Annotated in this window: 21 protein-coding genes and 1 other annotated feature; of the genes, 9 read left to right on the top strand and 12 right to left on the bottom strand. The window is 58.4% G+C overall.

The features are described 5' to 3' along the window. Position 1: 1 nt before the first annotated feature. The 8 genes from urtE to atzF form a co-directional block, all read right to left on the bottom strand. A complete protein-coding gene (gene urtE / locus K6R05_RS15940; RefSeq protein WP_033769607.1) occupies positions 2-700 on the bottom strand; it encodes an urea ABC transporter ATP-binding subunit UrtE in 699 nt (232 codons plus the stop codon). A 1-nt stretch (position 701) separates the two neighbouring features. After that, the gene (gene urtD / locus K6R05_RS15935) at positions 702-1,493 is read right to left on the bottom strand and encodes an urea ABC transporter ATP-binding protein UrtD (RefSeq protein ID WP_161731728.1); all 792 of its coding nucleotides are present in this window, start codon (positions 1,491-1,493) and stop codon (positions 702-704) included. After that, on the bottom strand, positions 1,490-2,563 hold the full coding sequence (gene urtC / locus K6R05_RS15930) for an urea ABC transporter permease subunit UrtC (protein ID WP_222924594.1): 1,074 nt from the start codon (positions 2,561-2,563) through the stop codon (positions 1,490-1,492). Before urtC ends, urtD begins: the two co-directional genes overlap by 4 nt. After that, positions 2,563-4,128 carry an urea ABC transporter permease subunit UrtB gene (urtB, locus tag K6R05_RS15925; RefSeq protein ID WP_222924592.1) on the bottom strand — a complete coding sequence of 522 codons (1,566 nt, stop codon included), beginning with the start codon at positions 4,126-4,128 and terminating at the stop codon, positions 2,563-2,565. The genes urtC and urtB overlap by 1 nt, the downstream gene beginning before the upstream one ends. A 99-nt stretch (positions 4,129-4,227) precedes the next feature. Further along, complete coding sequence (urtA, locus tag K6R05_RS15920) at positions 4,228-5,496, bottom strand: urea ABC transporter substrate-binding protein (protein ID WP_161731743.1); 1,269 nt, start codon at positions 5,494-5,496, stop codon at positions 4,228-4,230. 27 nt (positions 5,497-5,523) lie between these two features. Beyond that, positions 5,524-6,225 carry a GntR family transcriptional regulator gene (locus K6R05_RS15915; RefSeq protein WP_161731722.1) on the bottom strand — a complete coding sequence of 234 codons (702 nt, stop codon included), beginning with the start codon at positions 6,223-6,225 and terminating at the stop codon, positions 5,524-5,526. 9 nt (positions 6,226-6,234) lie between these two features. Continuing rightward, positions 6,235-9,852, bottom strand: coding sequence for an urea carboxylase (gene uca / locus K6R05_RS15910; protein WP_222924591.1), 3,618 nt, complete (start codon positions 9,850-9,852; stop codon positions 6,235-6,237). Positions 9,853-9,854: 2 nt separating this feature from the next. Continuing rightward, on the bottom strand, positions 9,855-11,651 hold the full coding sequence (atzF, locus tag K6R05_RS15905; protein WP_222924590.1) for an allophanate hydrolase: 1,797 nt from the start codon (positions 11,649-11,651) through the stop codon (positions 9,855-9,857). Between the two features lie 271 nt (positions 11,652-11,922). Here atzF and sltY point away from each other — a divergent pair, with 271 nt between their 5' ends. Both sltY and trpR read left to right on the top strand, forming a co-directional pair. Then, positions 11,923-13,842 (top strand): murein transglycosylase, encoded by a 1,920-nt coding sequence (gene sltY / locus K6R05_RS15900; RefSeq protein WP_161731716.1) that lies wholly within the window; start codon positions 11,923-11,925, stop codon positions 13,840-13,842. Between the two features lie 45 nt (positions 13,843-13,887). Further along, positions 13,888-14,208, top strand: a complete 321-nt coding sequence (gene trpR / locus K6R05_RS15895; protein WP_222924588.1) for a trp operon repressor — start codon at positions 13,888-13,890, stop codon at positions 14,206-14,208. On the opposite strand, the gene yjjX is transcribed toward trpR, so the two are convergent. Further along, positions 14,209-14,727 carry an inosine/xanthosine triphosphatase gene (gene yjjX, locus K6R05_RS15890; RefSeq protein WP_161731712.1) on the bottom strand — a complete coding sequence of 173 codons (519 nt, stop codon included), beginning with the start codon at positions 14,725-14,727 and terminating at the stop codon, positions 14,209-14,211. Positions 14,728-14,931: 204 nt separating this feature from the next. Here yjjX and gpmB point away from each other — a divergent pair, with 204 nt between their 5' ends. Then, positions 14,932-15,579, top strand: a complete 648-nt coding sequence (gene gpmB / locus K6R05_RS15885; RefSeq protein WP_161731710.1) for a 2,3-diphosphoglycerate-dependent phosphoglycerate mutase GpmB — start codon at positions 14,932-14,934, stop codon at positions 15,577-15,579. Between the two features lie 39 nt (positions 15,580-15,618). Here gpmB and robA read toward each other — a convergent pair whose 3' ends face one another. Next, positions 15,619-16,500 (bottom strand): MDR efflux pump AcrAB transcriptional activator RobA, encoded by an 882-nt coding sequence (robA, locus tag K6R05_RS15880; protein ID WP_161731708.1) that lies wholly within the window; start codon positions 16,498-16,500, stop codon positions 15,619-15,621. A gap of 194 nt (positions 16,501-16,694) precedes the next feature. Here robA and creA point away from each other — a divergent pair, with 194 nt between their 5' ends. Continuing rightward, positions 16,695-17,168: a protein CreA gene (gene creA / locus K6R05_RS15875; protein ID WP_161731706.1), complete on the top strand. Its 474-nt coding sequence runs from the start codon at positions 16,695-16,697 to the stop codon at positions 17,166-17,168. A gap of 71 nt (positions 17,169-17,239) precedes the next feature. Here the strand turns inward: creA and arcA are convergent, their stop codons facing one another. Further along, on the bottom strand, positions 17,240-17,956 hold the full coding sequence (gene arcA, locus K6R05_RS15870) for a two-component system response regulator ArcA (protein ID WP_010253677.1): 717 nt from the start codon (positions 17,954-17,956) through the stop codon (positions 17,240-17,242). A 609-nt stretch (positions 17,957-18,565) separates the two neighbouring features. Here arcA and K6R05_RS15865 point away from each other — a divergent pair. From K6R05_RS15865 to thrC, 5 genes are all read left to right on the top strand, one after another. Then, the gene (locus K6R05_RS15865; protein ID WP_161731704.1) at positions 18,566-19,270 is read left to right on the top strand and encodes a tRNA/rRNA methyltransferase; all 705 of its coding nucleotides are present in this window, start codon (positions 18,566-18,568) and stop codon (positions 19,268-19,270) included. Between the two features lie 188 nt (positions 19,271-19,458). Further along, on the top strand, positions 19,459-19,527 hold the full coding sequence (gene thrL, locus K6R05_RS15860) for a thr operon leader peptide (RefSeq protein ID WP_071822204.1): 69 nt from the start codon (positions 19,459-19,461) through the stop codon (positions 19,525-19,527). Beyond that, positions 19,466-19,584: a sequence feature (Thr leader region), on the top strand. Its footprint overlaps the gene before it by 62 nt. Before the next feature lie 26 nt (positions 19,585-19,610). Next, positions 19,611-22,073, top strand: a complete 2,463-nt coding sequence (gene thrA / locus K6R05_RS15855; protein WP_161731702.1) for a bifunctional aspartate kinase/homoserine dehydrogenase I — start codon at positions 19,611-19,613, stop codon at positions 22,071-22,073. A 2-nt stretch (positions 22,074-22,075) separates the two neighbouring features. After that, the gene (gene thrB, locus K6R05_RS15850) at positions 22,076-23,005 is read left to right on the top strand and encodes a homoserine kinase (RefSeq protein ID WP_013356712.1); all 930 of its coding nucleotides are present in this window, start codon (positions 22,076-22,078) and stop codon (positions 23,003-23,005) included. Positions 23,006-23,008: 3 nt separating this feature from the next. Beyond that, on the top strand, positions 23,009-24,292 hold the full coding sequence (thrC, locus tag K6R05_RS15845) for a threonine synthase (RefSeq protein WP_161731698.1): 1,284 nt from the start codon (positions 23,009-23,011) through the stop codon (positions 24,290-24,292). 62 nt (positions 24,293-24,354) lie between these two features. Here thrC and yaaA read toward each other — a convergent pair whose 3' ends face one another. After that, entirely contained in the window at positions 24,355-25,128 is a 774-nt protein-coding gene (gene yaaA / locus K6R05_RS15840; protein ID WP_161731697.1) for a peroxide stress protein YaaA, read from the bottom strand. Positions 25,129-25,312: the final 184 nt, after the last annotated feature.

Here is a 25,312-nt window from a genome sequence, read left to right as displayed (position 1 = left end):
TTTAAATCGCCACCAGGCCGCGCACACCCTCAGCTTCCATGGTGTCGCCGCGGCCACGCTGCACGATCTCCCCGCGCGACATCACCAGATAACTGTCCGCCAGCTCCGCTGCGAAGTCATAAAACTGCTCCACCAGCAGGATCGCCATATCGCCCCGCTGCGCCAGCTGGCGGATTACCGCGCCGATCTCTTTGATCACCGAAGGCTGGATCCCTTCGGTCGGCTCGTCGAGGATCAGCAGCTGTGGCCGGCAGGCCAGCGCCCGGCCGATCGCCAGTTGCTGCTGCTGACCGCCTGAGAGATCGCCGCCCCGGCGTGACTTCATCGCCAGCAGCACCGGAAAAAGTTGGTAGATCTCCTCCGGTACTTCACGTGCCTGGGCAGCCGGAAAGCGTGACAGGCCCATCAGCAGGTTCTCTTCCACCGTCAGACGCGGAAAGATTTCCCGACCCTGCGGCACATAGGCGATGCCCGCCTGCACCCGCTGGTGCGGCTTGCGGCCATTCATGCGCTGCTGCTGCCAGTGAATCTCGCCTGACTTCGCCGGAATCAGCCCCATCAGGCATTTCAGCAGCGTGGTTTTCCCCACGCCGTTGCGCCCCAGCAGACAGGTAATTTCGCCAATCTTAACCTCAAATGACAGGCCGCGCAGAATATGACTGCCGCCATAATATTGATTCAGTTCAGTAACCTGTAACATTTCAGCGCCCCAGATAAACGTCGATAACCTGCTCGTTGGACTGCACGTCGCGCAGCGAACCCTCGGCCAGCACCTGTCCCTGATGCAGCACGGTGACATGGTCGGCGATAGTCTCGACAAAGCCCATGTCATGCTCCACCACCATCAGCGAATGCTTGCCCGCCAGGCTGCGGAACAGCTCGGCGGTGTAGGCCGTTTCGGCATCGGTCATACCCGCGGCCGGTTCATCCAGCAGCAGCAGATGCGGCTCCTGCACCAGCAGCATGCCGATCTCCAGAAACTGCTTCTGGCCGTGTGACAGCAGGCCCGCGCGACGCTGGCGTTCGCCGCCCAGCCGCAGCAGTTTCAGCACCTCATCAATGCGGTCACGCTGTTCGCCGCTGAGGCGGGCGCGCAGGCTGGCCCAGACCGATTTGTCGTCTTTGAGCGCGATCTCCAGATTCTCGAACACGGTTAACGCCTCAAACACCGTGGGTTTCTGGAACTTACGGCCGATCCCGGCGCGGGCGATCTCCACCGGTGAAAGGCGGGTCAGATCGCTGTCCTGGTCGTAGATCACCCGGCCAGCGTCAGGACGCGTTTTGCCGGTAATCACATCCATCAGCGTGGTTTTGCCCGCACCGTTAGGGCCGATCACGCAGCGCAGTTCACCGACGCCGATCTGCAGCGACAGATCGGTCAGCGCCCGGAAACCGTCAAACGACACGCTGATTTTCTCCAGTTGCAGCACCGGATCGCGCTGCGCCCGATGGCGATCCGCCAGTTGAGTCTGGGTAAACAGGACATCACTCATTTTTTCCTCCGACGCAGCAGGCCAATCACGCCGTGCGGCAGAAACAGCGTGACCAGGATAAACATCAGTCCCAGGAAGAAGAGCCAGTATTCAGGGAAGGCGACGGTGAAGAAGCTGCGCGCGCCGTTCACAATCGCCGCGCCCAGCAGTGGGCCTATCAGCGTGCCGCGTCCGCCCAGCGCCACCCAGATTGCCGCTTCTATCGAGTTGGCCGGTGACATCTCACCCGGATTGATAATGCCGACCTGCGGCACATAGAGCGCCCCGGCCAGGCCGCACAGCACGGCGGAGAGCGTCCAGACAAACAGCTTGAAGCCGCGCGGGTCGTAACCACAGAACATCAGACGGTTTTCGGCATCGCGTACTGCGGTCAGCACCCGGCCAAACTTGCTGCGCGCCAGGGCAAAGCCGATCACCAGACTCAGCAGCAGCAGCAGCACGGTGGCGATAAACAGCCCGATGCGGGTGCCGGTCGCCGTCACCGAAAAGCCGAGCAGGGTGGTAAAGCCGGTAAAGCCGTTGTTGCCGCCAAAACCGGTTTCGTTGCGGAAGAACAGCAGCATTCCGGCGTAGGTCAGCGCCTGGGTCATGATGGAGAAGTAGACGCCTTTGATCTTCGAGCGAAAGGCGAAGAAGCCAAACACCAGCGCCAGCAGGCCCGGCACCAGCATGCTCAGACAGAGCGCCCAGACGAAATAGTCGGTGCCGGTCCAGAACCAGGGAAGTTCACGCCAGGAGAGAAAGGACATGAAGGCGGGCAAACCCTCACCGGCAGCCTGGCGCATCAGGTACATGCCCATGGCATATCCGCCCAGGGCAAAGAACAGGCCGTGACCCAGCGACAACAGTCCGGCGTAGCCCCACACCAGATCCAGCGCCACCGCGATCACCGCATAGCAGAGGATTTTGCCGACCAGCGTCAGGGTATAGGTGGAGATCGCCAGCGGATGCGTGGCGGGCAGCAGCGCCAGAAATGGCATCACCAGTAATGCCAGAGTGATCGCCACGCCGATGCCGATCGTCAGGCGCGGCGCGGTGCGCGCCACGCGAAGCGTGATGGGTTGCGTCATCAGTCAGTCACCCTTCCTTTAACCGCAAACAGCCCCTGCGGGCGTTTCTGAATAAACAGCACGATAATCACCAGAATCAGGATCTTGCCCAGCACCGCGCCAATCTGCGGCTCCAGCACTTTGTTCAGAATCCCCAGGCTGAACGCGGCAACCACGGTGCCCGCTAACTGGCCGACGCCACCCAGCACCACCACCAGGAACGAGTCGATGATGTAGCCCTGACCCAGCTCCGGCCCGACGTTTCCGAGCTGTGACAGCGCCACGCCGCCCAGCCCGGCAATGCCCGAACCGAGGCCAAATGCCAGCATATCGACGCGGCCGGTCGGCACGCCGCAGCACTCCGCCATGGCGCGGTTCTGGGTCACGGCGCGCACGTTCATGCCAAGGCGGGTCCGGTTCAGCAGCAGCCAGGTCAGCGCCAGTACAAACACCACAAACAGGATTACCGCGATGCGGTTCCACGGCAGCACCAGATTAGGCAGCAGCTGTAAGCCGCCGGAGAGCCACGACGGGTTCGCCACCTCCAGGTTCTGCGCCCCGAACAGCACCCGCACCAGCTGGATCAGCATCAGGCTGATCCCCCAGGTAGCAAGCAGCGTCTCCAGCGGACGGCCATAGAGATGGCGAATGATGGTGCGCTCCAGTGCCATACCGATAGCGGCAGTGACCATAAAGGCGACCGGCAGCGCCAGCAGCGGATACCAGGCTAAATAGTCCGGTGCAAACTGCTGGAACAGGCTCTGAACCCACCAGGTGGCGTACGCGCCGAGCATCAGCATTTCACCGTGCGCCATGTTGATCACCCCCAGCAGGCCATAGGTGATCGCCAGGCCCAGCGCGGCCAGCAGCAGGATGGAGCCCAGTGACAGGCCGCTAAACGCCTGCCCCAGCAGATCGCCCCACATCAGCCGTTTCTGAATCTGTTGCAGGCTTTCCGCCGCGGCTGCCCGCACCGTGGCGTCCGGCTCATTCGCGGGCTGAGTCAGGCGTTGCAGACTGGCCTGCGTGTTAGGATCGCTGGATTCGCCCAGCAGTTTTACCGCCCGCAGGCGCACCATCGGCTCGTCATCCGCCAGTTGCAGGTTCGCCAGCGCCAGCGCTAATGCGGCATGCACCCGGCTGTCCTGTTCGGCGGCCAGGCGCTGTTCCAGCAGCGGCAACTGGTCAGCGGCACCCCCATTCTGCAACTGCTGCGCTGCGCGCAGGCGCAGTGCCGCATCGCTGCTCACCAGCTGGTGGGCGGCCAGCGCATTGTTAACCAGCACGCGCAGGCGATTGTTCATAAACAGCTTTTTCAGGTTTCCTGTGGGCTGCGCCACCGCATCCAGCGGCTGCAGCGTGGATCCCTGCTGGCTGAACGGCTGTTTATTCTGGTCGATGACCACCGTTTCGGCATGCAGCGCTTCCAGCAGCGGCAGGCGATGACTGTCCGGTGCGGTGGCCCACTGTTGCAGCAGCGTGGCCTGCTGGCTGCGGCTGGCGGCGGCAAAATCAGCCGCCGGTCCGGCACTCGCAAACAGCGGGAGCAGCAGCAGCAGGCTGAAAAAGCAGCGACATAGATTCATAAAAGGAGCCTCGTTTGGGAAGGTCAGCACGGCAGCCTGTTGAGTGCTGCCGTGCTGCCGCGTCACAGCGGGTGACGCTTTCTCATCAGCAACGCGCGCTTACTGCGCGGTCTTCACCGGGTGATCGGGCTTCTTGTCGTTACCGGCAATGTACGGGCTCCACGGCTGTGCGCGCACCGGCTTATCGGTCTGCCACACCACGCTGAACTGACCGTTCTCTTCTACTTCGCCAATCATGACCGGCTTATGCAGATGATGGTTGGTCTGATCCATGGTCAGGGTAAAGCCATCCGGCGCGTTGAAGGTCTGACCGGCCATCGCCGCGCGTACTTTGTCCACATCCGTCGTGCCCGCTTTTTCCACCGCCTGCGCCCACATATGGATGCCAACATAAGTTGCTTCCATCGGGTCGTTGGTGACGACGGTAGCCGCATTCGGCAGGTTGTGTGCTTTGGCGTAGGCGCGGTAATCGGCGACGAACTTCGCGTTGGTCGGATTATCGATCGACTCGAAATAGTTCCAGGCCGCTAACTGACCCACCAGCGGTTTGGTGTCGATGCCGCGCAGCTCCTCTTCGCCCACCGAAAAGGCGACCACTGGAATGTCAGTAGCTTTGATGCCCTGGTTCGCCAGCTCTTTGTAGAACGGTACGTTGGAGTCGCCGTTGATGGTCGAGACCACCGCCGTTTTACCGCCTGCCGCGAACTTTTTGATGTTGGACACGATGGTCTGGTAGTCGCTGTAACCAAACGGCGTGTAGACCTCTTCGATATCTTTGTCGGCCACGCCTTTGCTGTGCAGGAAGGCGCGCAGGATTTTGTTGGTGGTGCGCGGATAGACGTAGTCGGTACCCAGCAGGAAAAAGCGTTTCGCGCTGCCGCCATCTTCGCTCATCAGGTACTCCACCGCCGGAATCGCCTGCTGGTTAGGCGCCGCGCCGGTGTAGAAGACGTTGGGTGACATCTCTTCCCCTTCATACTGCACCGGATAGAACAGCAGGCCGTTCAGCTCTTCAAACACCGGCAGTACCGATTTGCGTGACACTGAAGTCCAGCAGCCAAACACCACTGCCGCTTTATCCTGAGTCAGCAGCTGCCGCGCTTTCTCGGCAAATAACGGCCAGTTAGAGGCGGGATCGACCACCACCGGTTCCAGCTTTTTCCCCAGCACGCCGCCTTTTGCGTTGATCTCATCAATGGTCATCAGCGCCACATCTTTCAGTGGCGTTTCAGAAATCGCCATGGTGCCAGAGAGCGAATGCATGATACCCACTTTGATGGTGTCAGCCGCCTGCGCACTCCAGGCGAACCCCATGCTGATAACGGTAGCGGAGAGGGCGAAAGCCTTGATCAACGAACGTCTTTTCATCATTTAAACCCCTGGGTGGTTGTTATGTTATTCGGTAAGCTGGAGCCGGGCCTGCTGGAGACGGTGCAGGGTGATCTTCCTGACCTCCGCCTTACTGACGGCGATGTGATCGGTCAGGATGCGTTGTGCCTCGATGGTCTGCTGCTGAAAGATCGCCTGTAAAATCTGCGCATGTTCCTGATAAGTGGCATAGACGCGGTCATCACGGGTGAAGTCGAGCCGACGGATAATGCGGATCTTCTCCGTGAGTTCGGCGTGAATGCGTGCCATCTCCGGGTTACCCGCTGCCGCGACCAGCGTCATGTGAAACGCCTCGTCATGCTGCGACACCACCAGGCCCTCGGTGAGCGCCTCTGCCTCACACCAGAACTGATTCAGTTCGCTTAACAGCGCGCCAGACTGCGGCGCAGGCAGGGCGCAGAGGCGTTTTACCGCCTCGCACTCCAGCACCGTGCGCAGGTCATACAGCGATTCGAACCAGGCGAAATCGAAATTTTTAACCTGCCAGCCGCTGCGGAACCACACTTCGACAAAGCCTTCGCGCTCCAGCCGGAACAGCGCCTGGCGCACCGGCGTGCGGCTGACCGCCATCCGTCCGGCGATTTCGCTTTCGCTGAAACGATCGCCCGGCATCAGGCGAAAGGCGAAAATATCGGCCTTCAGCGCCTGATAGACCCGTTCGGCCAGCGCTTCCGGGCGCGCTTTAGGGGATTGAGGTTGGGTTGTCATCGGCGCTCCTTATTCCAGCCACAGCAGGGTGTCGCCAGGACTGACCGGACGGCCCGCCTGACAGGCAATCCGCGTTACCCGACCGGCCTGCGGGGCGACAATCGCCAGCTCCATCTTCATCGCCTCGACGATAATCAGCGTCTGCCCGGCGCTGACTGCGTCGCCCGGCTGCACCAGCACTTTCCAGATGTTGCCATTGAGGTCCGCCTGCACCGGCAGCCCGTTCTCCTCCTCTTCGATGACGCTGGCAGGCGTGTCATCCGCCTGCGTTGCGTTCTGCTCTTCCTGCGCCCAGAGCTGCACTTCCTGTTCAAAGGTGGTGGCCTGGCGCTGGCGGAACGCGGCAATCTCAGCGGCGTGGTCGGCGAGGAACTGCTGGTGGGCGGCAAAATCAAACTGCGTCTCTTCAATACGCAGGCTGGCACGACCTTCCCGGAAATCTTCGCGCAGCTGGTTCAGTTCGGTTTCACTTACCGGATAGAAGCGCACCTGATCGAAGAAGCGCAGCAGCCACGGCGCATCGGGCGCGAACTGCGGGTTTTTCAGGAAGGTGTTCCAGATAGGCAGCGTGCGGCCCACCAGCTGATAGCCGCCGGGCGAATCCATGCCGTAGATACACATATACATGCCGCCAATCCCGACGGTGCCTTCGGCGGTGAAGGTGCGCGCCGGACTGTATTTGGAACTCAGCAGGCGATGGCGCGGATCGATCGGCACGGCACAGGGTGCGCCAAGATAGACGTCGCCCAGCCCCAGCACCAGATAGCTGGCGTCGAACAGGGTGTCGCGTACCTCATCGCGGCTGCTTAAACCGTTAATGCGCTGGATAAAATCGACGTTGTTGGGCAGCCAGGGCGCGCTGGCACGCACCGTCTCCTGATAGCGGCTGACCGCACCCAGCGTGGCGCTGTCTTCAAATGCCATCGGCATCCACACCACGCGGGAGGGCACTTTCAGCGTGCTGACGTCGCCCAGCGTCGCTTCCAGCGCCAGCAGCAGTGACATCAGCCGGGACTGGCTAATGATGCGGCTGTCGTAACGCACCTGCAGCGAACGCACACCAGGCGACAGCTCCCCGACACCCGTCTCCGCCTGCGCCGTTAGCGCATTCATCAGCAGATGGACGCGCAGGCGCAGCGCCAGGTCCAGCACGTTGTCACCATACTCAATCAGCACATATTTATCGCCCGCCTGGCGATAGACCACTTTTGGCGTGCTGTTGGTAGCCTCAATGGCGGCCAGAATCGTGGCGGAGCCGTGAGCGGTTTCGGCCAGCGACGGCACGGCAAAGGTTGGTGGATGTTCCGGTCGCAGGATGTCGACCAGGTGCATCTGTGCTTTTTCCCGCGCCAGCGCATCGTCTGCCGTAATGGGATGGAAGCGGATGGTGTCGCCAGGTTTGACCTGACCCACTTTCCACAGCTCGGCTTTGGCGATAGTTACCGGACAGACAAAGCCGCCCAGGCTCGGGCCATCGTGCGTCAGGATCACCGGGAAGTCGCCGGTGAAATTGACCGCGCCGATGGCATATTCACAGTCGTGAACGTTGGAGGGGTGCAGGCCCGCTTCGCCGCCGTTGGCGCGGGTCCAGGTCGGTTTCGGGCCAACCAGCCGCACGCCGAGGCGGTTGGAGTTGTAGTGCACCTGCCAGTCGCTGGCAAAGAACTCGTCGATGGCAGCCTGGGTGAAGAAGTCTGGTGCGCCGTGCGGGCCGTAGAGCACGCCGATGCGCCATTCACTGCCGTAGTGCGGAATCAGTGCGGTATCGAGCGGCTGCGGATCGCTGACTGGCGCAGGCGTGGTGCAGGCTGCCCGTTCAGGCTGTGAGATCGCCAGCATATCGGCCACGCGCAGGGTACGTCCGGCGTGACCGCCAAACTGTCCCAGTGAAAAGGTGCTGCGGCTGCCCAGATATTCCGGCACGTCGAAGCCGTTACGCACCGCCAGATAGCTGCGGCAGCCGGTCCGCGCGCGTCCCAGCGCCAGAGTCTGTCCCGCTTTCACGGCCAGCGGCTGCCAGGTGCTGACCGGTTCACCATCAAGCCGGGCGTTGCAGTCCGCGCCGGTCAGCGCCAGAATGGCATCGCAGTGGAAACGCAGCGTCGGTCCCTGCAGAGTAAATTCCAGGCCTGCGGCTGATTCATGGTTACCGACGATGCGGTTCGCCAACCGGAACGCGAGGTCATCCATCGGGCCGGAAGGCGGCACACCAATATCCCAGTAGCCGAGGCGACCAGGGTAGTCCTGAACCGAACTGAAGGTGCCGGGCTGCAGCACTTCCACTACGGAGGAGGCAGGGACGACGCTGTCGAGGTAGCGCGTCCAGACGTTGCCACTGCGAAAAGCGTCGCTGGTGGTGATCTGGCGCAGATAGTCGAGGTTGGTGGCGATGCCATGCAGCTGCGTGGCATCCAGCGCCTGGTGTAGTTTTTCCAGCGCCGCATCGCGGGTGCTGGCATGCACAATCAGCTTGGCGATCATTGGATCGTAGAAGCTGGAGACCTCGCTACCGGTTTCGATGCCGCTGTCGACCCGCACGCCGTCAGGGAAGGTAACGCCGGTGAGCAGGCCGGGGCTGGGCTGAAAGTTCTTCAGCGGATCTTCCGCGTAGAGCCGCACCTCAATGGCCGCGCCCTTTGGAGGCCGCTGCAGACGTGCCCAGTCCACCGCATCGCCCGCCGCCACCTGCAACATGCATTCGACCAGATCGAGTCCGGTGACGCATTCTGTGACCGGATGTTCCACCTGCAGACGGGTGTTCACTTCCAGAAAGTAAAAGGTCTGCTGGTCGACGTCGTAGATATACTCCACGGTACCTGCGCTGCGGTAGTTAACCCGCTCGCCGAGCCGAACCGCCGAGGCGAGCAGGGCGTCACGCGTCGCCTGCGATAAACCGGGTGCCGGCGTCTCTTCCACCACCTTCTGATTGCGGCGCTGCAGTGAGCAGTCGCGTTCGCCCAGTGCCACCACGGTGCCGGTGCCATCACCAAAAATCTGCACTTCAACGTGGCGGGCGCGATCGATACAGCGCTCCAGAAAAACGCCGGCATCACTGAAGAACTGTTCGCCCAGACGGCGCACGCTCTCCCAGGCGCTGGCGAGCGCATCGGCATCGGCGCAGCGCGTCAGGCCAATGCCGCCGCCGCCCGCCGTGCTTTTCAGCATCACCGGATAGCCTATTTCATCGGCGGCCTGTAACGCCGCCTCCAGCGAGGCGAGCAGCGGTGTACCTGGTGTCATCGGGACACCCGCGCTGGCTGCCAGCTCACGGGCGCGGTGCTTCAGGCCGAACTCACCAATCTGCTGCGCGGTAGGGCCGACAAAGGCGATGCCCGCCGCGTCGCAGGCGTCAGCAAACGGCTGGCTTTCAGAAAGAAAACCGTAGCCTGGCCAGATCGCCTGCGCGCCGCTCTGCTGCGCCGCCGCCAGGATTTTGTCGATACGAAGATAGCTGTCGCTGGCTTTGTCGCCGCCCAGCGCGATAGCGATATCGGCCTGCTTAACGTGCTGCGCGTTGCGGTCAGCGTCGGAGTAGACTGCGACGCTTGTCACCCCGAGGCGCTTCAGAGTGCGGATGGCGCGGCAGGCAATTTCGCCGCGGTTGGCAATCAGTACGGTGGTGAACATGCTCAGTGACTCCCCTGTGATGCCAGCCAGTTGCGCCAGCCGCCTGTTTCAGTAATCTCCAGCGCGGTCTTCAGCGCCGAGCCTTCGCAGATAAAGCCTTTCACCACCCGGCCATCAGCCAGCGTCAGGCTGCCGATACCCAGCGGAGCGGGGATCTCCGCCACAAACTCGCCAAAACGCGCGACCGGGATATCCCACAGTTCAACGGTGATCGCAGCGCCCTGTTCGTCACGCATCAGGCCGGGCTTTTTGATCGCGCCCTCCTGCAGGGCGAAGAGGCGATAGTGTGGCGCGGTCTGCGTCTCTTCGACCCAGACGGCCTTGCGTTCAGTGAGCTGGAAATTAAGTGGCATGCCGGTCAGATGCGCGCCCACGACCGCCAGCCGGACGTGGTCGGGTGAAGCGGGCAGCGAAGTGCGCCGGGTCGGAAAGGGCTGGCCGGTCGCGCCCAGCGGCAGCGCGAGCTGCTGCTGCCAGCGAAGACCAAATTCCGCCAGCGCCCGATCGTGCCAGGCTGGCGCAATCAGTGTGATGCCAGCCGGGAGATCGTCGTTGCGGAACGGGCCGGGCAGCGCCAGCGCTGAGAGGTCGGCAAGATTGGTGAAGTTGGTATAGGTGCCGAAATGTGAGTTGTAGAGAATCGGCTCCTGCTTCATCTCCTCCAGGGTGTGGATGGTGGGCGAGGTCGGCACGACCAGCGCATCAAACTGTGCCAGCGTCTGGTGTATCTGGCGCGTCAGCTCCGCCCGCAGATACTCCGCCTTATAAGCATCGACCGCGCTGTATTTCAGGCCGCTGGCGACGATCTCATGCACCACCGGGTCCATCTCCGCCGGATGATCGAGCATCCCGCCCACCGCCGCCGTGCGTTCGGCGACCCAGGCGCCGTAATAGAGTTGTTCAGCCAGCTTGCTGAACGGGGTGAAGTCGATAGGGTGCAGCGTTGCGCCGCCCGTCTGTAATGCCTCCAGCGCCTGATCCCAGGCTGCTTCGGCCGCAGCATCATCAAAAAATTCCGGGTTCAAAGGTACAGCAAAATGGGGATGAACCGGCAGGCTGGCCGGGGCGGTGCGCGGATTCACACGCGAATAGGCGTCACCGGCATCATAACCTCCCATGACGCTGGCGACGCTAAACGCATCTTCTGCCGTCAGCGCAAACACCGAAAGGGTGTCGTTGAGGCGACAGGCGGGCACCACGCCGCGCGCAGAGAACCAGCCTTTGGTCGGCTTGAGGCCGACTATATTGTTAAAGCCTGCCGGCACACGGCCCGAACCGGCGGTATCGGTGCCCAGCGAAAAAGCGACCAGCCCGCGCGCCAGCACGGATGCCGAGCCGGAGCTGGAGCCGCCACTGACATAATCAGCATCAAAGGTGTTACTGACCGCACCATAAGGCGAGCGGATTCCCACCAGACCGGTCGCGAACTGATCGAGGTTGGTTTTGCCGATGACGACGGCGCCAGCGGCTTTCAGCCGGGCGACGGCGACCGCGTCTTCGCTGGCGGTATAGGTAAAGGCAGGGCAGGCAGCGCTGGTGGGCCAGCCCGCCACATCAATATTGTCTTTGACCGCAAAGGGCACACCAAACAGCGGCAGCGAGCCGGGATCGCGCTGATAGTCCGCCAGCAGTGGCGCAATCTGTGCCGCTAACTGATCCGGGGTCGCGAGATAGATCCAGGCATTATCACGGGTATCCATCGCTGCCAGGTGTGCGCTCAGCAGTGAGGTTATCTGTTGCGGAGCCTGCTGATAGCGCTGCTGCCAGGCGGCAAGTGTCAGGCCGAGGGTTGAAGTCATAGGAAGAATTCCAGCTGGTATACAAGATGGGATTCAACAGAGCAAAGGATGTGCCACTTTTTTAAGACGATGATTCAACAGTTTAATGCATTCAGTGATAAGATTTTCTGATGATAATTTGCACAATGACGGCGCGCACGCTGAGCGATGACGGTGCGTTTAATGTCCGTATGCGTAAATTTTGCGAAGAACATGGCAAGAGTCCGGTGGCCCGGTTAGCATGAAAGACTGTCTGGCAACTCGCCGGCGCCCAGCAACAGAGGAGATTTACGTGGTGAAGTGGCGTAACTGGATGATAGGGATCTGCCTGGTCGGTTCGGCCAGCAGCGCATGGGCCGATTCGCTGGATCAACAACGGCAACGTTATCAACAAATTAAACAGGCCTGGGACAGTAACCAGATGGCGACTGTGGATCAGCTGTTGCCGACGCTCCAGGATTATCCGCTCTACCCTTATCTGCAATATCGCCTGCTGGCACAGGATCTCGATCAGGAAACCGCCCTGGCCGTGCAGAACTTTATTCGCCAGTATCCGACGCTGCCACCCGCACGCTCGCTCAGTACCCGCTTTATCAATGTGCTGGCCTGGCGTCAGGACTGGCAGGGCGTGCTGAACTTCAGTCCGACCGAACCCAAGCCGGTGCAGGCACGATGTAACTGGTATTACGCCAAGTGGGCCACCGGTCAGCAGCAGGCCGCGTTTGATGGCGCAAAGCAGATCTGGCTGCGTGGCACAGCCCTGCCCGCCGACTGCGATAAGCTCTTCTCGGTATGGCAGGCTTCCGGTCAGGTTTCGCCTATTACCATCCTGGAACGTATCCGGCTGGCGATGAAAGCGGGCAACGACAGCCTGGTGAGTTATCTGGCGAAAACGTTACCTGCTGACTATCAGACCATGTCTGACGCGATACAGTCCCTGCAGCAGGATCCGTTAACGGTCAGCACGTTTGCCAGCGCCGTTGGGCCAACCGACTTCACCCGTCAGGCCACGATTTACGCCTTTACGCGCGTGGCGCGGCAGGACATGGAAAATGCCCGCAGCCTGATTCCGATACTGGTCCGGGCGCAGAAGATGGGGCCGGAAGATGAGCAGGCGCTGAAAGAGATTGTGGTCTGGCGCATGATGGGCAGCGATCTCACTTCTGAGCAGGCGCGCTGGCGCGATGCGGTGGTGATGAACAGTGAGTCAACCGCGCTGGTGGAACGCCGGGTGCGCCTGGCGCTTTCTCAGCATGACAGACGCGGTCTGAACACCTGGATCGCCCGTCTGCCGCTGGAGGCCAAAGAGAAAGATGAGTGGCAGTACTGGCAGGCTGACCTGCTATTTGAGAAAGATCGTAAAGAGGAAGCGGAAGAGATTCTGCGTAAGCTGATGCAGGCGCGTGGCTTCTATCCGATGGTGGCCGCCCAGCGGCTTGGCGTTGACTACCCGTTGCAGGTGGATGAAGCGCCGAAGCCTGACAGTGCCACTGTGCAGGGACCGGAGCTGGCCCGCGTGCGCGAACTGATGTACTGGGGGCTGGATAATCTGGCACGCAGCGAGTGGAGCAATCTGATTGCCAGCCGCACCCACACGCAGCAGCAGATGCTGGCGCGTTACGCCAATGAGCAGGACTGGTGGGATCTCAGCGTGCAGGCGACCATCACCGCAAAAATGTGGGACAGCCTGAAAGAGCGCTTCCCGCTGGCGTGGCAGAGCGTCTATGAGCGTAACACCGAGATCAAGCAGATCCCGCCGAGCTATGCGATGGCGATTTCGCGTCAGGAAAGCGCCTGGAACCCAAAAGCGCATTCGCCGGTCGGGGCGAGTGGTCTTATGCAGATTATGCCTGCCACCGCGGCGCACACCGTGAAGATGTATAACATTCCTGGCTACAGCAATACCAGCCAGCTGCTGGATCCGGAAACCAATATCCAGATCGGCACGCAGTATCTGGAATATGTCTATCAGCAGTTTAACCAGAACCGGATCTTCGCCTCCGCCGCCTATAATGCCGGGCCGGGCCGGGTGCGAAGCTGGCAGAAAACCAGTGCAGGCAATCTCGACGCCGTCGCGTTTATTGAGACCATTCCGTTCTCTGAAACGCGCGGCTACGTGAAGAATGTGCTGGCGTATGACGCCTACTATCGTCACTTCATGGGCAAGCCTGACAAGATCCTGTCAGATGCTGAGTGGAATCGCCGTTACTAGCTGTGCTAAGCTTCCGTACTCTTTAGCGAGTACGGAAGCCTCTTCATGACCCATTCTGATTCCCCCTCTACCGATGCGCATTCGCCAGAAGATAGCTGGCAACGCTTTGTCGTGCTGATGCAGCAGGCCTTTGCCGATGGTCATGCATTGCCCCTGATGCAACTGATGATGACGCCTGATGAGCGGGAAGCATTCGGCACCCGACTGCGGATTATCGAAGAGTTGATGAACGGCGAAATGAGCCAGCGCGAGCTGAAAAATGAGCTCGGCGTCGGCATCGCAACCATTACCCGTGGCTCTAACAGCCTGAAAGAGGCGCCCCCAGAGCTGAAACGCTGGCTGGAAGCGCATCTGGGACGCACCTGATCACTGCTGGTAAAGCGGATGGACGAACGGGCAGAGTGCCAGAATCAGTGCCTGATGATAGACACTGGAGCGACTGAGCAGGCCGTTCGTGAACGCCCCGATAGCACCACCCTGGTGTTTGATATTGTCGATGCCGGTTAACCGCGCCATCTCGTCGCCCAGCTCACGGCCTTCACGCAGGCCTGCCAGCACGACTGGCGGCAGGGTAAAACTGGCCGAGCGCGATTCGCCGCGCTGCTTCTGGTTTTCCACGACCATCCAGGCAAATGCGGTGTCATCTTCGATGCCTGCCTCAATCGCTACCCAGAACGCCGCTTCAGGCCGGACCTGTCGGGCATTCATGACGCGCTGACGTGCGCCTGTTCGCGTTTCCAGATGGGTTAACGGTTGTGCTGCTACGCCGCTATCGACCTCGACCCCTTCAATATGGCAGGATCCCTCGCCGAAAACGTCGCTGAAAGCCTGAGCAATCGCGTGAATCTTCGCTGGGTTGGTTGTGGCTGCGACAACATGGTACATAATTGATTGAACCCTCAGGTGATTAAGAGCCTGGCCCATCAGGCGATTTTATGGGCTGGTCTGAACCTGGGCAGTGCCACGATCCTCGCGTACTCCGTGTACGCCGGATTATTCCGCACGCTCCGTGTCCAGACTGTCTGCAACAATGACGCCTGATGGGACAGGCTCTGAGACGATTTTTGTCGCAGTATAACGGAAACTAACATGCTACAGGTCTATCTTGTTCGTCACGGTGAAACGGTATGGAATGCGGAACGCCGCATTCAGGGGCAATCCGACAGTCCGCTGACGGAAAAAGGTGAGCAACAGGCTTATCAGGTGGGTGAGCGCGTCAAACATCTGGGCATCACGCACGTGATTGCCAGCGATCTGGGACGTACGCGCCGCACCGCGGAGATTATTGCGGACGCCTGCGGATGCGCAGTGACGCTGGATCCGCGGCTGCGTGAGTTGAATATGGGCGTACTGGAGAAGCGTCCGCTGGATGGTTTAACGGCGGAGGAAGAGCAGTGGCGCGCCACGCTGGTCAACGGCACCGAAGGCGGTCGCATTCCAGAAGGCGAGTCGATGACGGAGATGGCGACGCGCATGCACGCCGCGCTGAATGCCTGTCGCGAACTGCCTGTCGGAAGCCGTCCGCTGCTGGTCAGTCACGGTATGGCACTGGGATCGCTGGTCAGTACGATTCTCGGTCTGCCCGCGTATGCGGAACGTCGCCTGCGTCTGCGTAACTGCTCAATCTCACGTGTCGATTATCAGCAGAGTGCCTGGCTGGCAGAAGGGTGGATTGTGGAGACGGCGGGGGATATTTCCCATCTTGACGCGCCTGCGCTCGACGAGCTGCAACGCTGATGTCGTGAAAGCTGCCGTCCACAGACGGCAGCCCTGATCTTAGCTGGCGACAGTCTGACGGCGAATCGGAATCAGATATTCGCACCGAATCTCGGTCGGTGGCTCGCTAAGCTTTTTACCGCCATGAGTATAAAAGCGTTCGATGTCCTGTCCCTGACGACGGGTCAGTCCCAGCGTTGGCATGCAGGTGCCATAAAGCAGCAGGATAAATTCCTGCAGATTGACGCGCGGGCCGTTGTAGGTGAACTGCACGTAATCGCCCGCTTCCAGAATAACACTCTGGCCGGAGTGCAGGTTGACCGCGCTGTCAGCAGGCACCGCCGTGGTGTAGAGAATCTCCTGCTCATCATCTTTGTCCTGGCTGGCACGCACCTGATGCAGGCCATACAGCACCGGCGGAACCGTGTCCGTTTCCAGCAGGAACTGCTTCCAGAAGTGAATCCGCATCTCGTCTCGATAGCTGGAGATCTGCTCCAGAATACAGGTGTAGTTCTGGGTTTGTCCCACCAGTACCGTTTCCGGCAGGGTAACGAAAGCCGGTTCCGGCTGCGTCTCATCGTCCAGGCGAATCGGGGGACGAATACCGAATGAGTTCCAGTCGGAAGAGCGACGATACCAGGCCGGAGTCTGAGCAAACTGCTTTTTGAATGCGCGAGTAAAAGTTTGCTGTGAATCAAAACGATACTGCAGGGCGATGTCCAGAATCGGGCGACTGGTCAGCCGCAGCGCGACAGCAGCTTTCGACAGACGACGCGCACGGATATAGGCACCTATTGCGTGACCGGTTACGTCCTTGAACATCCTTTGTAAATGCCATTTAGAGTAACCGGCTTTCTGGGCAACATTGTCCAGTGAAAGGGGTTGATCCAGATGGCTCTCCAGCCAGACAAGCAAATCGCGAATGATACCGGCTTGGTCCATAAAACATCCTCATACTCTGGTGGTGCAGCTAAACGCATTCGAAGAATATTAGCACTCATTGCTCAAAAGACGTGGGCCGTTTTCCGGGGAAGGTTGTGCTAAATCAGTACGGGCTTAAACCCGTTTTAGTTTGGTCATTAATTCGTTTGACAGTACATTACATTCTCATCTATTCCATTTGCAATGGTAACTCCATGACAATAACGCGTCTTATGATCGCTGTGCTGACCACGCTGACCTTTTCCAGCCCGCTGCTTGCCGAACAGATTGGCTCTGTTGATACGGTATTCAAGATATTCGGGCCTGACCACAAAATCATTGTTGAAGCATTCGATGACCCGGACGTTAAAAATGTAACCTGTTATATCAGCCGGGCGAAGACCGGCGGTATTAAAGGCGGACTGGGGCTGGCAGAAGATACCTCTGATGCCGCGATTTCCTGTCAGCAGGTCGGTCCGGTCGAACTGAGTGATAAAATTGCGCAGGGCAAAGCGGAGGGAGAAGTGGTCTTCCGCCAGCGTACCTCTCTAATCTTCAAGAAGCTGCAGGTTGTACGCTTCTTCGACAAAAAGCGCAATGCTCTGGTCTATCTGACCTACTCCGATAAAGTGGTCGACGGTTCACCGAAAAATGCGCTCAGCGCCGTGCCGATTATGCCGTGGCACTGATTAACCTGCTGTATTGAGCGCAAAAAAAACGCCCGCAGGGGCGTTTATTGTTTATCGCATCTGACAGCTGCTTAATCCTGCAGATCACCACAGAAGCGATAACCTTCACCATGGATGGTGGCGATGATCTCAGGCGTGTCCGGCGTAGATTCGAAATGCTTGCGGATACGACGGATGGTGACATCAACGGTGCGATCGTGCGGCTTAAGGTCGCGGCCGGTCATTTTTTTCAGCAAATCGGCACGGGTCTGAATTTTGCCTGGATTTTCGCAGAAGTGCAGCATGGCGCGGAACTCACTGCGTGGCAATTTGTAGTGCTCGCCGTTCGGGTTGATCAGTGAGCGGCTGTTGATATCCAGCTCCCAACCGTTGAATTTGTAACTCTCTACCTGACGGCGCTCTTCGCCTGGCATCGCCAGGTTCATAGTGCGCGACAGCAGGTTGCGGGCACGAATAGTCAGCTCACGTGGATTAAACGGTTTGGTGATGTAGTCGTCAGCGCCAATTTCCAGACCAAGAATTTTATCGACTTCGTTGTCACGGCCGGTCAGGAACATCAGAGCGACATTGGCCTGCTCACGCAGTTCACGGGCCAGTAGCAGGCCGTTTTTACCGGGCAGGTTGATGTCCATAATGACCAGGTTAACGTCATTGTCAGTCAGCACCTGATGCATTTCAGCGCCATCAGTCGCCTCGTACACCACATAACCTTCCGCCTCAAAAATGCTCTTGAGGGTATTACGCGTGACCAGTTCGTCTTCAACGATAAGAATGTGCGGGGTCTGCATGTTTAGCTACCTAAAATTTGCCAACAAATTGAAAACAGGGCGTACAGCGGTATGGCGTTCTCCATCATCGAGAGCGGCGGGCCGCGCTGAACCGTTGTACGAAATCATATTTTGATAAGCCATCTATCAACGTCAACAACAGTATTAGCTCAGCCAGTCAGGATGAAAATTGCATGCCCCGGGCGTTAATGATAATGGCGCATATCCTAACTGTATTAACAGCAACCTAACAGCACCAACTACAACCGATAAGCATAAAAACAACGCTTCGTTGACTTATATCAAATGCAATTGTAGCACGTTAACACTTTTGTGAAAAACTTCTCGCAGAATGCCTGTTTAGCTCACAAAAAGCATCATTTACGTTACATTTATCACGCCTGTGACCAAAAATGAAACCAGCGGGTAATCACATTCTATCTCTTTGAAGTTAAATAAATTAATAATGATTTCTTTAATAAGGCGGGTTTCGGGGATAAAAATATTCAGGGCATCACTTTTCACTGGTTTTAACATTGTTAACACCCGATTTTCTTGTCGCCTTCTGACAACTGGATCATTAACAGTCATGTTAATATGGCGTTATGTAAATGGACCAATGGAATAAATATGCTTTTTCCCCTGATTCTCGTCTCGCCCGCGCGGCCAGAAAATATCGGCGCTGCGGCGCGTGCTATGAAAACTATGGGGTTCAGCCAGCTGCGCATCGTTGCCAGCGACGCCTGGCAGGATCCGGCAGCGCGCCGGGTAGCCCATGGCGCAGGTGAGATCCTCGATAATGTTCAGGCCTTTACTACGCTTGCCGAGGCTTTAGCGGATATCGATTTTTCGGTCGCGACGACGGCGCGCAGCCGGGCAAAGTTCCGTTACTATGCCACACCCGAGCAGGTTGAAACGCAACTGCTGGAAAAGCGTCAGTGGGTCAACAGCATGGCGCTGGTGTTTGGCCGCGAAGATAGCGGGCTGACCAACGAGGAGCTGGAGCAGGTCGATCTGCTGACCGGCATCCCGATGGCAAATGATTATCCTTCACTGAATCTCGGTCAGGCAGTGATGGTTTACTGCTATCAGCTGTCGAAGCTGAATCAGGTTGAAGCGCCGGTCGCGTCCGCTGCCGACGGGCAGCAGCTGCAGGCGCTGCGTCAGCGTTTCCATCAGCTGCTGGCGCAACTCGATGTCAGTGATGATGAGAAGCTGTCAGACTGGATCGATCAGCGAGTGGGTTTGCTGGAACAGCGTGACAGCGCGATGCTGCATCGTCTGCTGCACGATATTGAAAAAAAACTCACAGATAAATCCTCGGCAAAAAGCTGATTTTACAGCAACAGATCGCAGGGAATTTCTGCATCGCAAACGATCGAACAGCGTTTTGCGATTTGACCGGAGGCTGTGCGCAGTGGTGGAAAACTGTCCGCCGGACAAATCGGGTTGACTTAATGTGCGCTTTGCTTTACTTCTGGAAGCAAGACGGACAGACAAAAACAGACAGAAAATAAATCTAAATGCGTAAAATCAGCCTGAACACCACAATTATTACCACCACCATTACCTCAGGTAACGGTGCGGGCTGACGCATACAGGAAAAACAGAAAACAAGCCCGCACCTAAACAGTGCGGGCTTTTTTTTCGGCTTAAATTCAGGAGAGTTAATATTATGCGAGTGCTGAAATTCGGCGGGACCTCGGTAGCGAATGCGGAGCGTTTCCTTCGCGTCGCTGACATTCTGGAAAGCAATGCGCAACAAGGACAGGTTGCAACCGTGCTCTCTGCACCTGCGAAGATCACTAACCATCTGGTGGCGATGATTGAAAAAACCATCAGTGGTCAGGACGCTTTACCGAATATCAGCGACGCCGAACGCATCTTCAGCGAGCTGCTGCAGGGGCTCGCTGACGCGCAGCCGGGCTTTGAGTTCGATCGACTGAAAACCCGCGTTGATCTGGAGTTTGCTCAGCTAAAACAGGTACTGCACGGCATCAGCCTGCTGGGCCAGTGCCCGGACAGCGTCAACGCAGCGATTATCTGTCGTGGTGAAAAACTCTCGATTGCGATCATGGAAGCGCTGCTGCAGGCGCGCGGTCATGAGGTGAGCGTGATTGATCCGGTCGAGAAATTGCTGGCGGTCGGCCACTACCTCGAATCGACTGTCGACATCCCTGAATCAACCCGCCGTATTGAAGCGAGTCAAATCCCGCCGCAGAACATGATCCTGATGGCTGGCTTTACCGCCGGTAACGAGCGCGGCGAGCTGGTGGTGCTGGGCCGTAATGGCTCTGATTATTCAGCTGCCGTGCTGGCCGCCTGTCTGCGTGCCGACTGCTGCGAAATCTGGACCGATGTGGATGGCGTCTATACCTGCGATCCGCGTCAGGTGCCGGATGCACGCCTGCTGAAGTCAATGTCGTATCAGGAGGCGATGGAGCTCTCCTATTTCGGCGCCAAAGTGCTGCATCCCCGCACTATCGCGCCTATCGCCCAGTTCCAGATCCCTTGCCTGATCAAAAACACCGCTAATCCGCAGGCGCCCGGCACCCTGATTGGTGCTGAAGGCGAACAGGATGAGAGCCCGGTAAAAGGCATCACCAATCTGAATAATATGGCGATGGTCAACGTCTCCGGCCCCGGCATGAAAGGGATGGTTGGAATGGCGGCCAGAGTCTTTGCGGCGATGTCGCGCACCGGTATCTCTGTGGTGCTGATCACTCAATCCTCTTCCGAATACAGCATCAGTTTCTGCGTGCCGCAGAGCGAGCTGGCGCGGGCGCGTCATGTGCTGGAAGAAGAGTTCTACCTGGAGCTGAAAGATGGCCTGCTGGATCCGCTGGACATCATTGAAAACCTGGCGGTGATCTCGGTGGTGGGCGATGGCATGCGCACGCTGCGTGGCATCTCAGCGAAATTCTTCTCGGCGCTGGCACGCGCCAATATCAATATCGTGGCGATTGCGCAGGGCTCCTCTGAGCGCTCCATCTCGGTGGTGGTAAATAATGACGAAGTGATCACCGGCGTGCGCGTGGTGCATCAGATGCTGTTCGCCACCGATCAGGTGATCGAAGTGTTTGTGGTCGGTGTCGGCGGTGTCGGCGGTGCGCTGCTGGATCAGTTACATCGCCAGCAGGCGTGGCTGAAGCAGAAGCACATCGATCTGCGGGTCTGCGGCATTGCGAACTCGCATGCGCTGTTAACAAATGTCCACGGCATCGATTTAAGCAACTGGCAGGCGGCACTCGCCGAAGCGAAAGAGCCGTTCAATCTCGGACGCCTGACCCGTCTGGTGAAAGAGTATCACCTGCTTAATCCGGTCATTGTGGATTGTACCTCCAGCCAGGCCGTTGCCGATCAGTACGCGGATTTCCTCAGCGAAGGCTTCCATGTGGTAACGCCGAACAAAAAGGCGAATACCTCCTCCTGGAATTACTATCAGCAGATGCGCGCCGCCGCCGCCAACTCACGACGTAAATTCCTTTATGATACCAACGTCGGTGCCGGACTGCCGGTGATTGAGAACCTGCAGAACCTGATGAACGCGGGTGATGAACTGCTGCGCTTCTCCGGTATTCTTTCCGGATCGCTGTCGTTCATCTTCGGCAAGCTGGACGAAGGGATCTCGCTGTCGCAAGCCACTAACATGGCGCGTGAAATGGGCTTTACCGAACCCGATCCGCGAGACGATCTCGCCGGCACCGATGTGGCGCGTAAGCTGCTTATTCTGGCGCGTGAAGCGGGTCATCAGCTTGAGCTGAGTGATATTGAGATCGAGCCGCTGCTGCCCGCCAGCCTTGTCGAAATTCAGGATGTGGAGCAGTTTATGCAGCGTCTGCCTGAGCTGGATAACGCCTTTGCTGACCGCGTTGCACAGGCGCAGAGTGAGGGCAAAGTGCTGCGCTACGTGGGCGTGATTGAAGAGGGCGGCGTCTGCAAAGTGAAGATCGACGCCGTTGACGGCAACGATCCGCTCTATAAAGTGAAAAACGGTGAGAACGCGCTGGCGTTTTACAGCCGCTACTATCAGCCGATTCCGCTGGTGCTGCGCGGATACGGTGCAGGAAATGATGTTACAGCGGCCGGTGTCTTTGCCGACCTGCTGCGTACGCTGTCATGGAAGTTGGGAGTTTAATCATGGTAAAAATTTACGCACCGGCCTCGATTGGTAACGTCAGCGTCGGCTTCGATGTGCTGGGCGCGGCGGTTTCGCCGGTAGATGGCTCCCTGCTGGGTGACTGCGTCTCCGTGGAAGCGGCAGAGCAGTTTTCACTGACCAACGCCGGACGTTTTGTCAGTAAGCTGCCCGCCGATCCCAAAGAGAACATCGTTTATCAGTGCTGGCAGCGTTTCTGCGAGGCGATTGGCAAAGAGATCCCGGTGGCGATGACGCTGGAGAAGAATATGCCCATTGGCTCCGGGCTGGGTTCCAGCGCCTGCTCGGTGGTGGCCGGTTTAATGGCGATGAACGAGTTTTGCGGCAAGCCTCTCAGCGACAGCACGCTACTGACGCTGATGGGTGAGCTGGAAGGGCGAATCTCCGGCAGCGTACATTATGATAATGTCGCTCCCTGCTTCCTCGGCGGCATTCAACTGATGCTTCAGGAGAATGACATCATCAGCCAGGCGGTGCCAGGCTTTGACGACTGGCTGTGGGTAATGGCCTACCCGGGCATTAAAGTGTCGACCGCAGAAGCACGCGCCATTTTACCGGCGCAGTACCGTAAAGAAGACTGCATTAAGCATGGCCGCCTGCTGGCCGGCTTCATTCACGCCTGCCATACGCGTCAGCCGCAGCTGGCAGCTAAACTTATGCAGGATGTGATTGCCGAACCTTATCGGACCCGGCTGCTGCCAGGTTTCGCCGAGGCGCGGCAGGCCGCGAAAGAGATTGGCGCACTGGCGTGCGGCATCTCCGGCTCTGGTCCGACACTTTTCGCCGTTTGCAATCAGATGGAAACGGCACAGCGGATGGCTGACTGGCTGAGCCAGCACTATCTGCAGAATGATGAAGGCTTCGTCCATATCTGCCGTCTCGACACGGCTGGCGCACGACAATTGGGATAACGCATGAAACTCTACAATCTTAAGGATCACAACGAGCAGGTCAGCTTCGCCCAGGCGGTGAAACAGGGTCTGGGTTCGCAGCAGGGTCTGTTCTTTCCGCTGGAACTGCCGGAGTTTGAACTGACCGACATCGACGCGATGCTGGAGATGGATTTTGTCAGCCGCAGCAGCAAAATTCTCTCGGCTTTCATTGGTGACGAGATTCCGGCCCATCAGCTGCATGAGCGTGTTAAAGCCGCTTTTGCTTTTCCGGCCCCGGTGAAACAGGTCAGCGAAGATATCGCCTGTCTGGAGCTGTTCCACGGTCCGACGCTGGCGTTTAAAGATTTCGGCGGCCGTTTCATGGCGCAGATGCTGTCGTATGTTTCAGGCTCAGATGAGCAGATCACCATTCTGACCGCCACCTCCGGTGATACCGGCGCGGCCGTGGCGCACGCGTTCTACGGCATGAAGAACGTGCGCGTGGTGATCCTCTATCCGCAGGGCAAAATCAGTCCGTTGCAGGAGAAACTCTTCTGTACCCTGGGCGGTAACATCGAAACCATCGCTATCGACGGCGATTTTGATGCCTGCCAGTCGCTGGTCAAACAGGCGTTTGATGATGAAGAGCTGAAAAAGACGATTGGTCTGAACTCGGCAAACTCTATCAACATCAGCCGCCTGCTCGCGCAGATCTGCTACTACTTTGAAGCAGTCGCGCAGCTGCCGCAGGAAAAACGTAATCAGCTGGTGGTATCCGTGCCGAGCGGCAACTTTGGTGATTTGACCGCCGGTCTGCTGGCGAAATCGCTGGGCCTGCCGATCAAACGCTTTATCGCCGCCACCAACGCCAATGACACGGTGCCGCGCTTCCTTGGCAACGGCGAATGGCAGCCTAACCTGACGGTCTCTACGCTGTCGAATGCGATGGATGTCAGCCAGCCGAACAACTGGCCGCGTGTGGAAGAGCTGTTCCGCCGTAAAACCTGGCGCTTAACCGATCTCGCCTGTGGTGCGGTCTCTGATGAGACCACGCGCGCCGCCATGCGTGAACTGGCTCAGATTGGCTATGTTTCCGAGCCGCATGCTGCCATCGCCTGGCGTCTGCTGCGCGATCAGCTGCAGGAAGGGGAATATGGTGTGTTCCTCGGTACCGCGCACCCTGCGAAATTCCGCGAAAGTGTGGAAGCGATTCTTGAACAGACTCTGACGCTGCCGCCAGAGTTAGCGGAGCGCGCTGATCTGCCGCTCCTGTCGCACGAGATGACGGCGGACTTCGCCTCACTGCGGGCCTTCCTGCTGAAGTAGTGCTGTAAATGGCTTCCCGGCGGCGGGAAGCCTATTCGCGGAGAGACATTACGCGCGGGGTATTACTGCTCCGCGCGCTTAAAGACCAGCTCGCTCTCACTGCTGCTGGCTGCATCAAAACGATAGCCATCCAGATCAAACGCTTTAAGCTGCTCCGGCTTTGTCAGGCGCTGCTGAATCACATAGCGGCTCATTAATCCACGCGCCTTTTTGGCATAGAAGCTAATCACTTTATAACTGCCGTTCTTCTCATCGAGGAACACCGGCTTAATCATTTGTGCTTTCAGCTTCTTCGGCTTAACTGCTCTGAAATATTCGTCCGAGGCGAGGTTAATCAGTACCTCATCACCCTGTTCCGCCAGCGCGGCATTCAGCCGTTCAGTGATAACATCGCCCCAGAATGTGTAGAGATCTTTGCCCGCCGGATTGGCCAGACGAATGCCCATCTCCAGTCGGTAAGGCTGCATGAGATCGAGCGGACGCAGCACGCCATAGAGGCCTGACAGCATACGCAGATGCTGCTGAGCAAAATTGAAATCCTCATCACTGAAGGTTTCGGCCTGCAGGCCCGTGTAGACATCGCCTTTGAACGCCAGGATGGCCTGACGGGCATTCTGCGGGGAAAAATCGGGGTGCCAGCTGTTAAATCGTTCGGCATTGAGGTGTGCCAGTTTGTCGCTGATGCCCATTAACGAGGCGATGCTGGCGGGTGACAGCTCGCGCGCAATCTCAATCAGCTGTTGTGACTTTTCTAACAGCGCAGGCTGGGTGAAACGCGTGGTCGCCAGCGGGCTTTCATAATCGAGCGTCTTGGCAGGAGAGATCACCATCAACATTGTTGCTTCCTCGGTTAATGCCTGGTTTAACAGGACATTGGCTGCTTATCAGGCTTTGCAGTGTACCAAAAAAGCCGCAAAGAATGACGAATCACACCTATTTGTTCGCGCTATCGTAAACGGCATTCCCTGACCTTGCGCGACCGTTGGCGCGTGATATTATCCCAACAGCCTTTTTTCACAC

Origin of the sequence: Pantoea alfalfae, assembly GCF_019880205.1 — a bacterium.
GTDB lineage: Bacteria > Pseudomonadota > Gammaproteobacteria > Enterobacterales > Enterobacteriaceae > Pantoea > Pantoea alfalfae.
The sequence above is the reverse complement of the archived record's forward strand: the minus strand, read 5'-3'. Positions and strand labels throughout refer to the sequence as shown.

What these genes read in the sequence shown, in the direction of transcription:
- thrB (WP_013356712.1), top strand. Translation starts at nt 22,076, where the DNA reads ATGGTAAAAATTTACGCACCGGCCTCGATTGGTAACGTCAGCGTCGGC.
- robA (WP_161731708.1), bottom strand. Translation starts at nt 16,500, where the DNA reads ATGGACCAAGCCGGTATCATTCGCGATTTGCTTGTCTGGCTGGAGAGC.
- creA (WP_161731706.1), top strand. Translation starts at nt 16,695, where the DNA reads ATGACAATAACGCGTCTTATGATCGCTGTGCTGACCACGCTGACCTTT.
- thrA (WP_161731702.1), top strand. Translation starts at nt 19,611, where the DNA reads ATGCGAGTGCTGAAATTCGGCGGGACCTCGGTAGCGAATGCGGAGCGT.
- urtC (WP_222924594.1), bottom strand. Translation starts at nt 2,563, where the DNA reads ATGACGCAACCCATCACGCTTCGCGTGGCGCGCACCGCGCCGCGCCTG.
- yjjX (WP_161731712.1), bottom strand. Translation starts at nt 14,727, where the DNA reads ATGTACCATGTTGTCGCAGCCACAACCAACCCAGCGAAGATTCACGCG.
- uca (WP_222924591.1), bottom strand. Translation starts at nt 9,852, where the DNA reads ATGTTCACCACCGTACTGATTGCCAACCGCGGCGAAATTGCCTGCCGC.
- trpR (WP_222924588.1), top strand. Translation starts at nt 13,888, where the DNA reads ATGACCCATTCTGATTCCCCCTCTACCGATGCGCATTCGCCAGAAGAT.
- gpmB (WP_161731710.1), top strand. Translation starts at nt 14,932, where the DNA reads ATGCTACAGGTCTATCTTGTTCGTCACGGTGAAACGGTATGGAATGCG.
- atzF (WP_222924590.1), bottom strand. Translation starts at nt 11,651, where the DNA reads ATGACTTCAACCCTCGGCCTGACACTTGCCGCCTGGCAGCAGCGCTAT.
- yaaA (WP_161731697.1), bottom strand. Translation starts at nt 25,128, where the DNA reads ATGTTGATGGTGATCTCTCCTGCCAAGACGCTCGATTATGAAAGCCCG.
- urtE (WP_033769607.1), bottom strand. Translation starts at nt 700, where the DNA reads ATGTTACAGGTTACTGAACTGAATCAATATTATGGCGGCAGTCATATT.
- K6R05_RS15865 (WP_161731704.1), top strand. Translation starts at nt 18,566, where the DNA reads ATGCTTTTTCCCCTGATTCTCGTCTCGCCCGCGCGGCCAGAAAATATC.
- arcA (WP_010253677.1), bottom strand. Translation starts at nt 17,956, where the DNA reads ATGCAGACCCCGCACATTCTTATCGTTGAAGACGAACTGGTCACGCGT.
- urtB (WP_222924592.1), bottom strand. Translation starts at nt 4,128, where the DNA reads ATGAATCTATGTCGCTGCTTTTTCAGCCTGCTGCTGCTGCTCCCGCTG.
- thrC (WP_161731698.1), top strand. Translation starts at nt 23,009, where the DNA reads ATGAAACTCTACAATCTTAAGGATCACAACGAGCAGGTCAGCTTCGCC.
- K6R05_RS15915 (WP_161731722.1), bottom strand. Translation starts at nt 6,225, where the DNA reads ATGACAACCCAACCTCAATCCCCTAAAGCGCGCCCGGAAGCGCTGGCC.
- urtA (WP_161731743.1), bottom strand. Translation starts at nt 5,496, where the DNA reads ATGAAAAGACGTTCGTTGATCAAGGCTTTCGCCCTCTCCGCTACCGTT.
- urtD (WP_161731728.1), bottom strand. Translation starts at nt 1,493, where the DNA reads ATGAGTGATGTCCTGTTTACCCAGACTCAACTGGCGGATCGCCATCGG.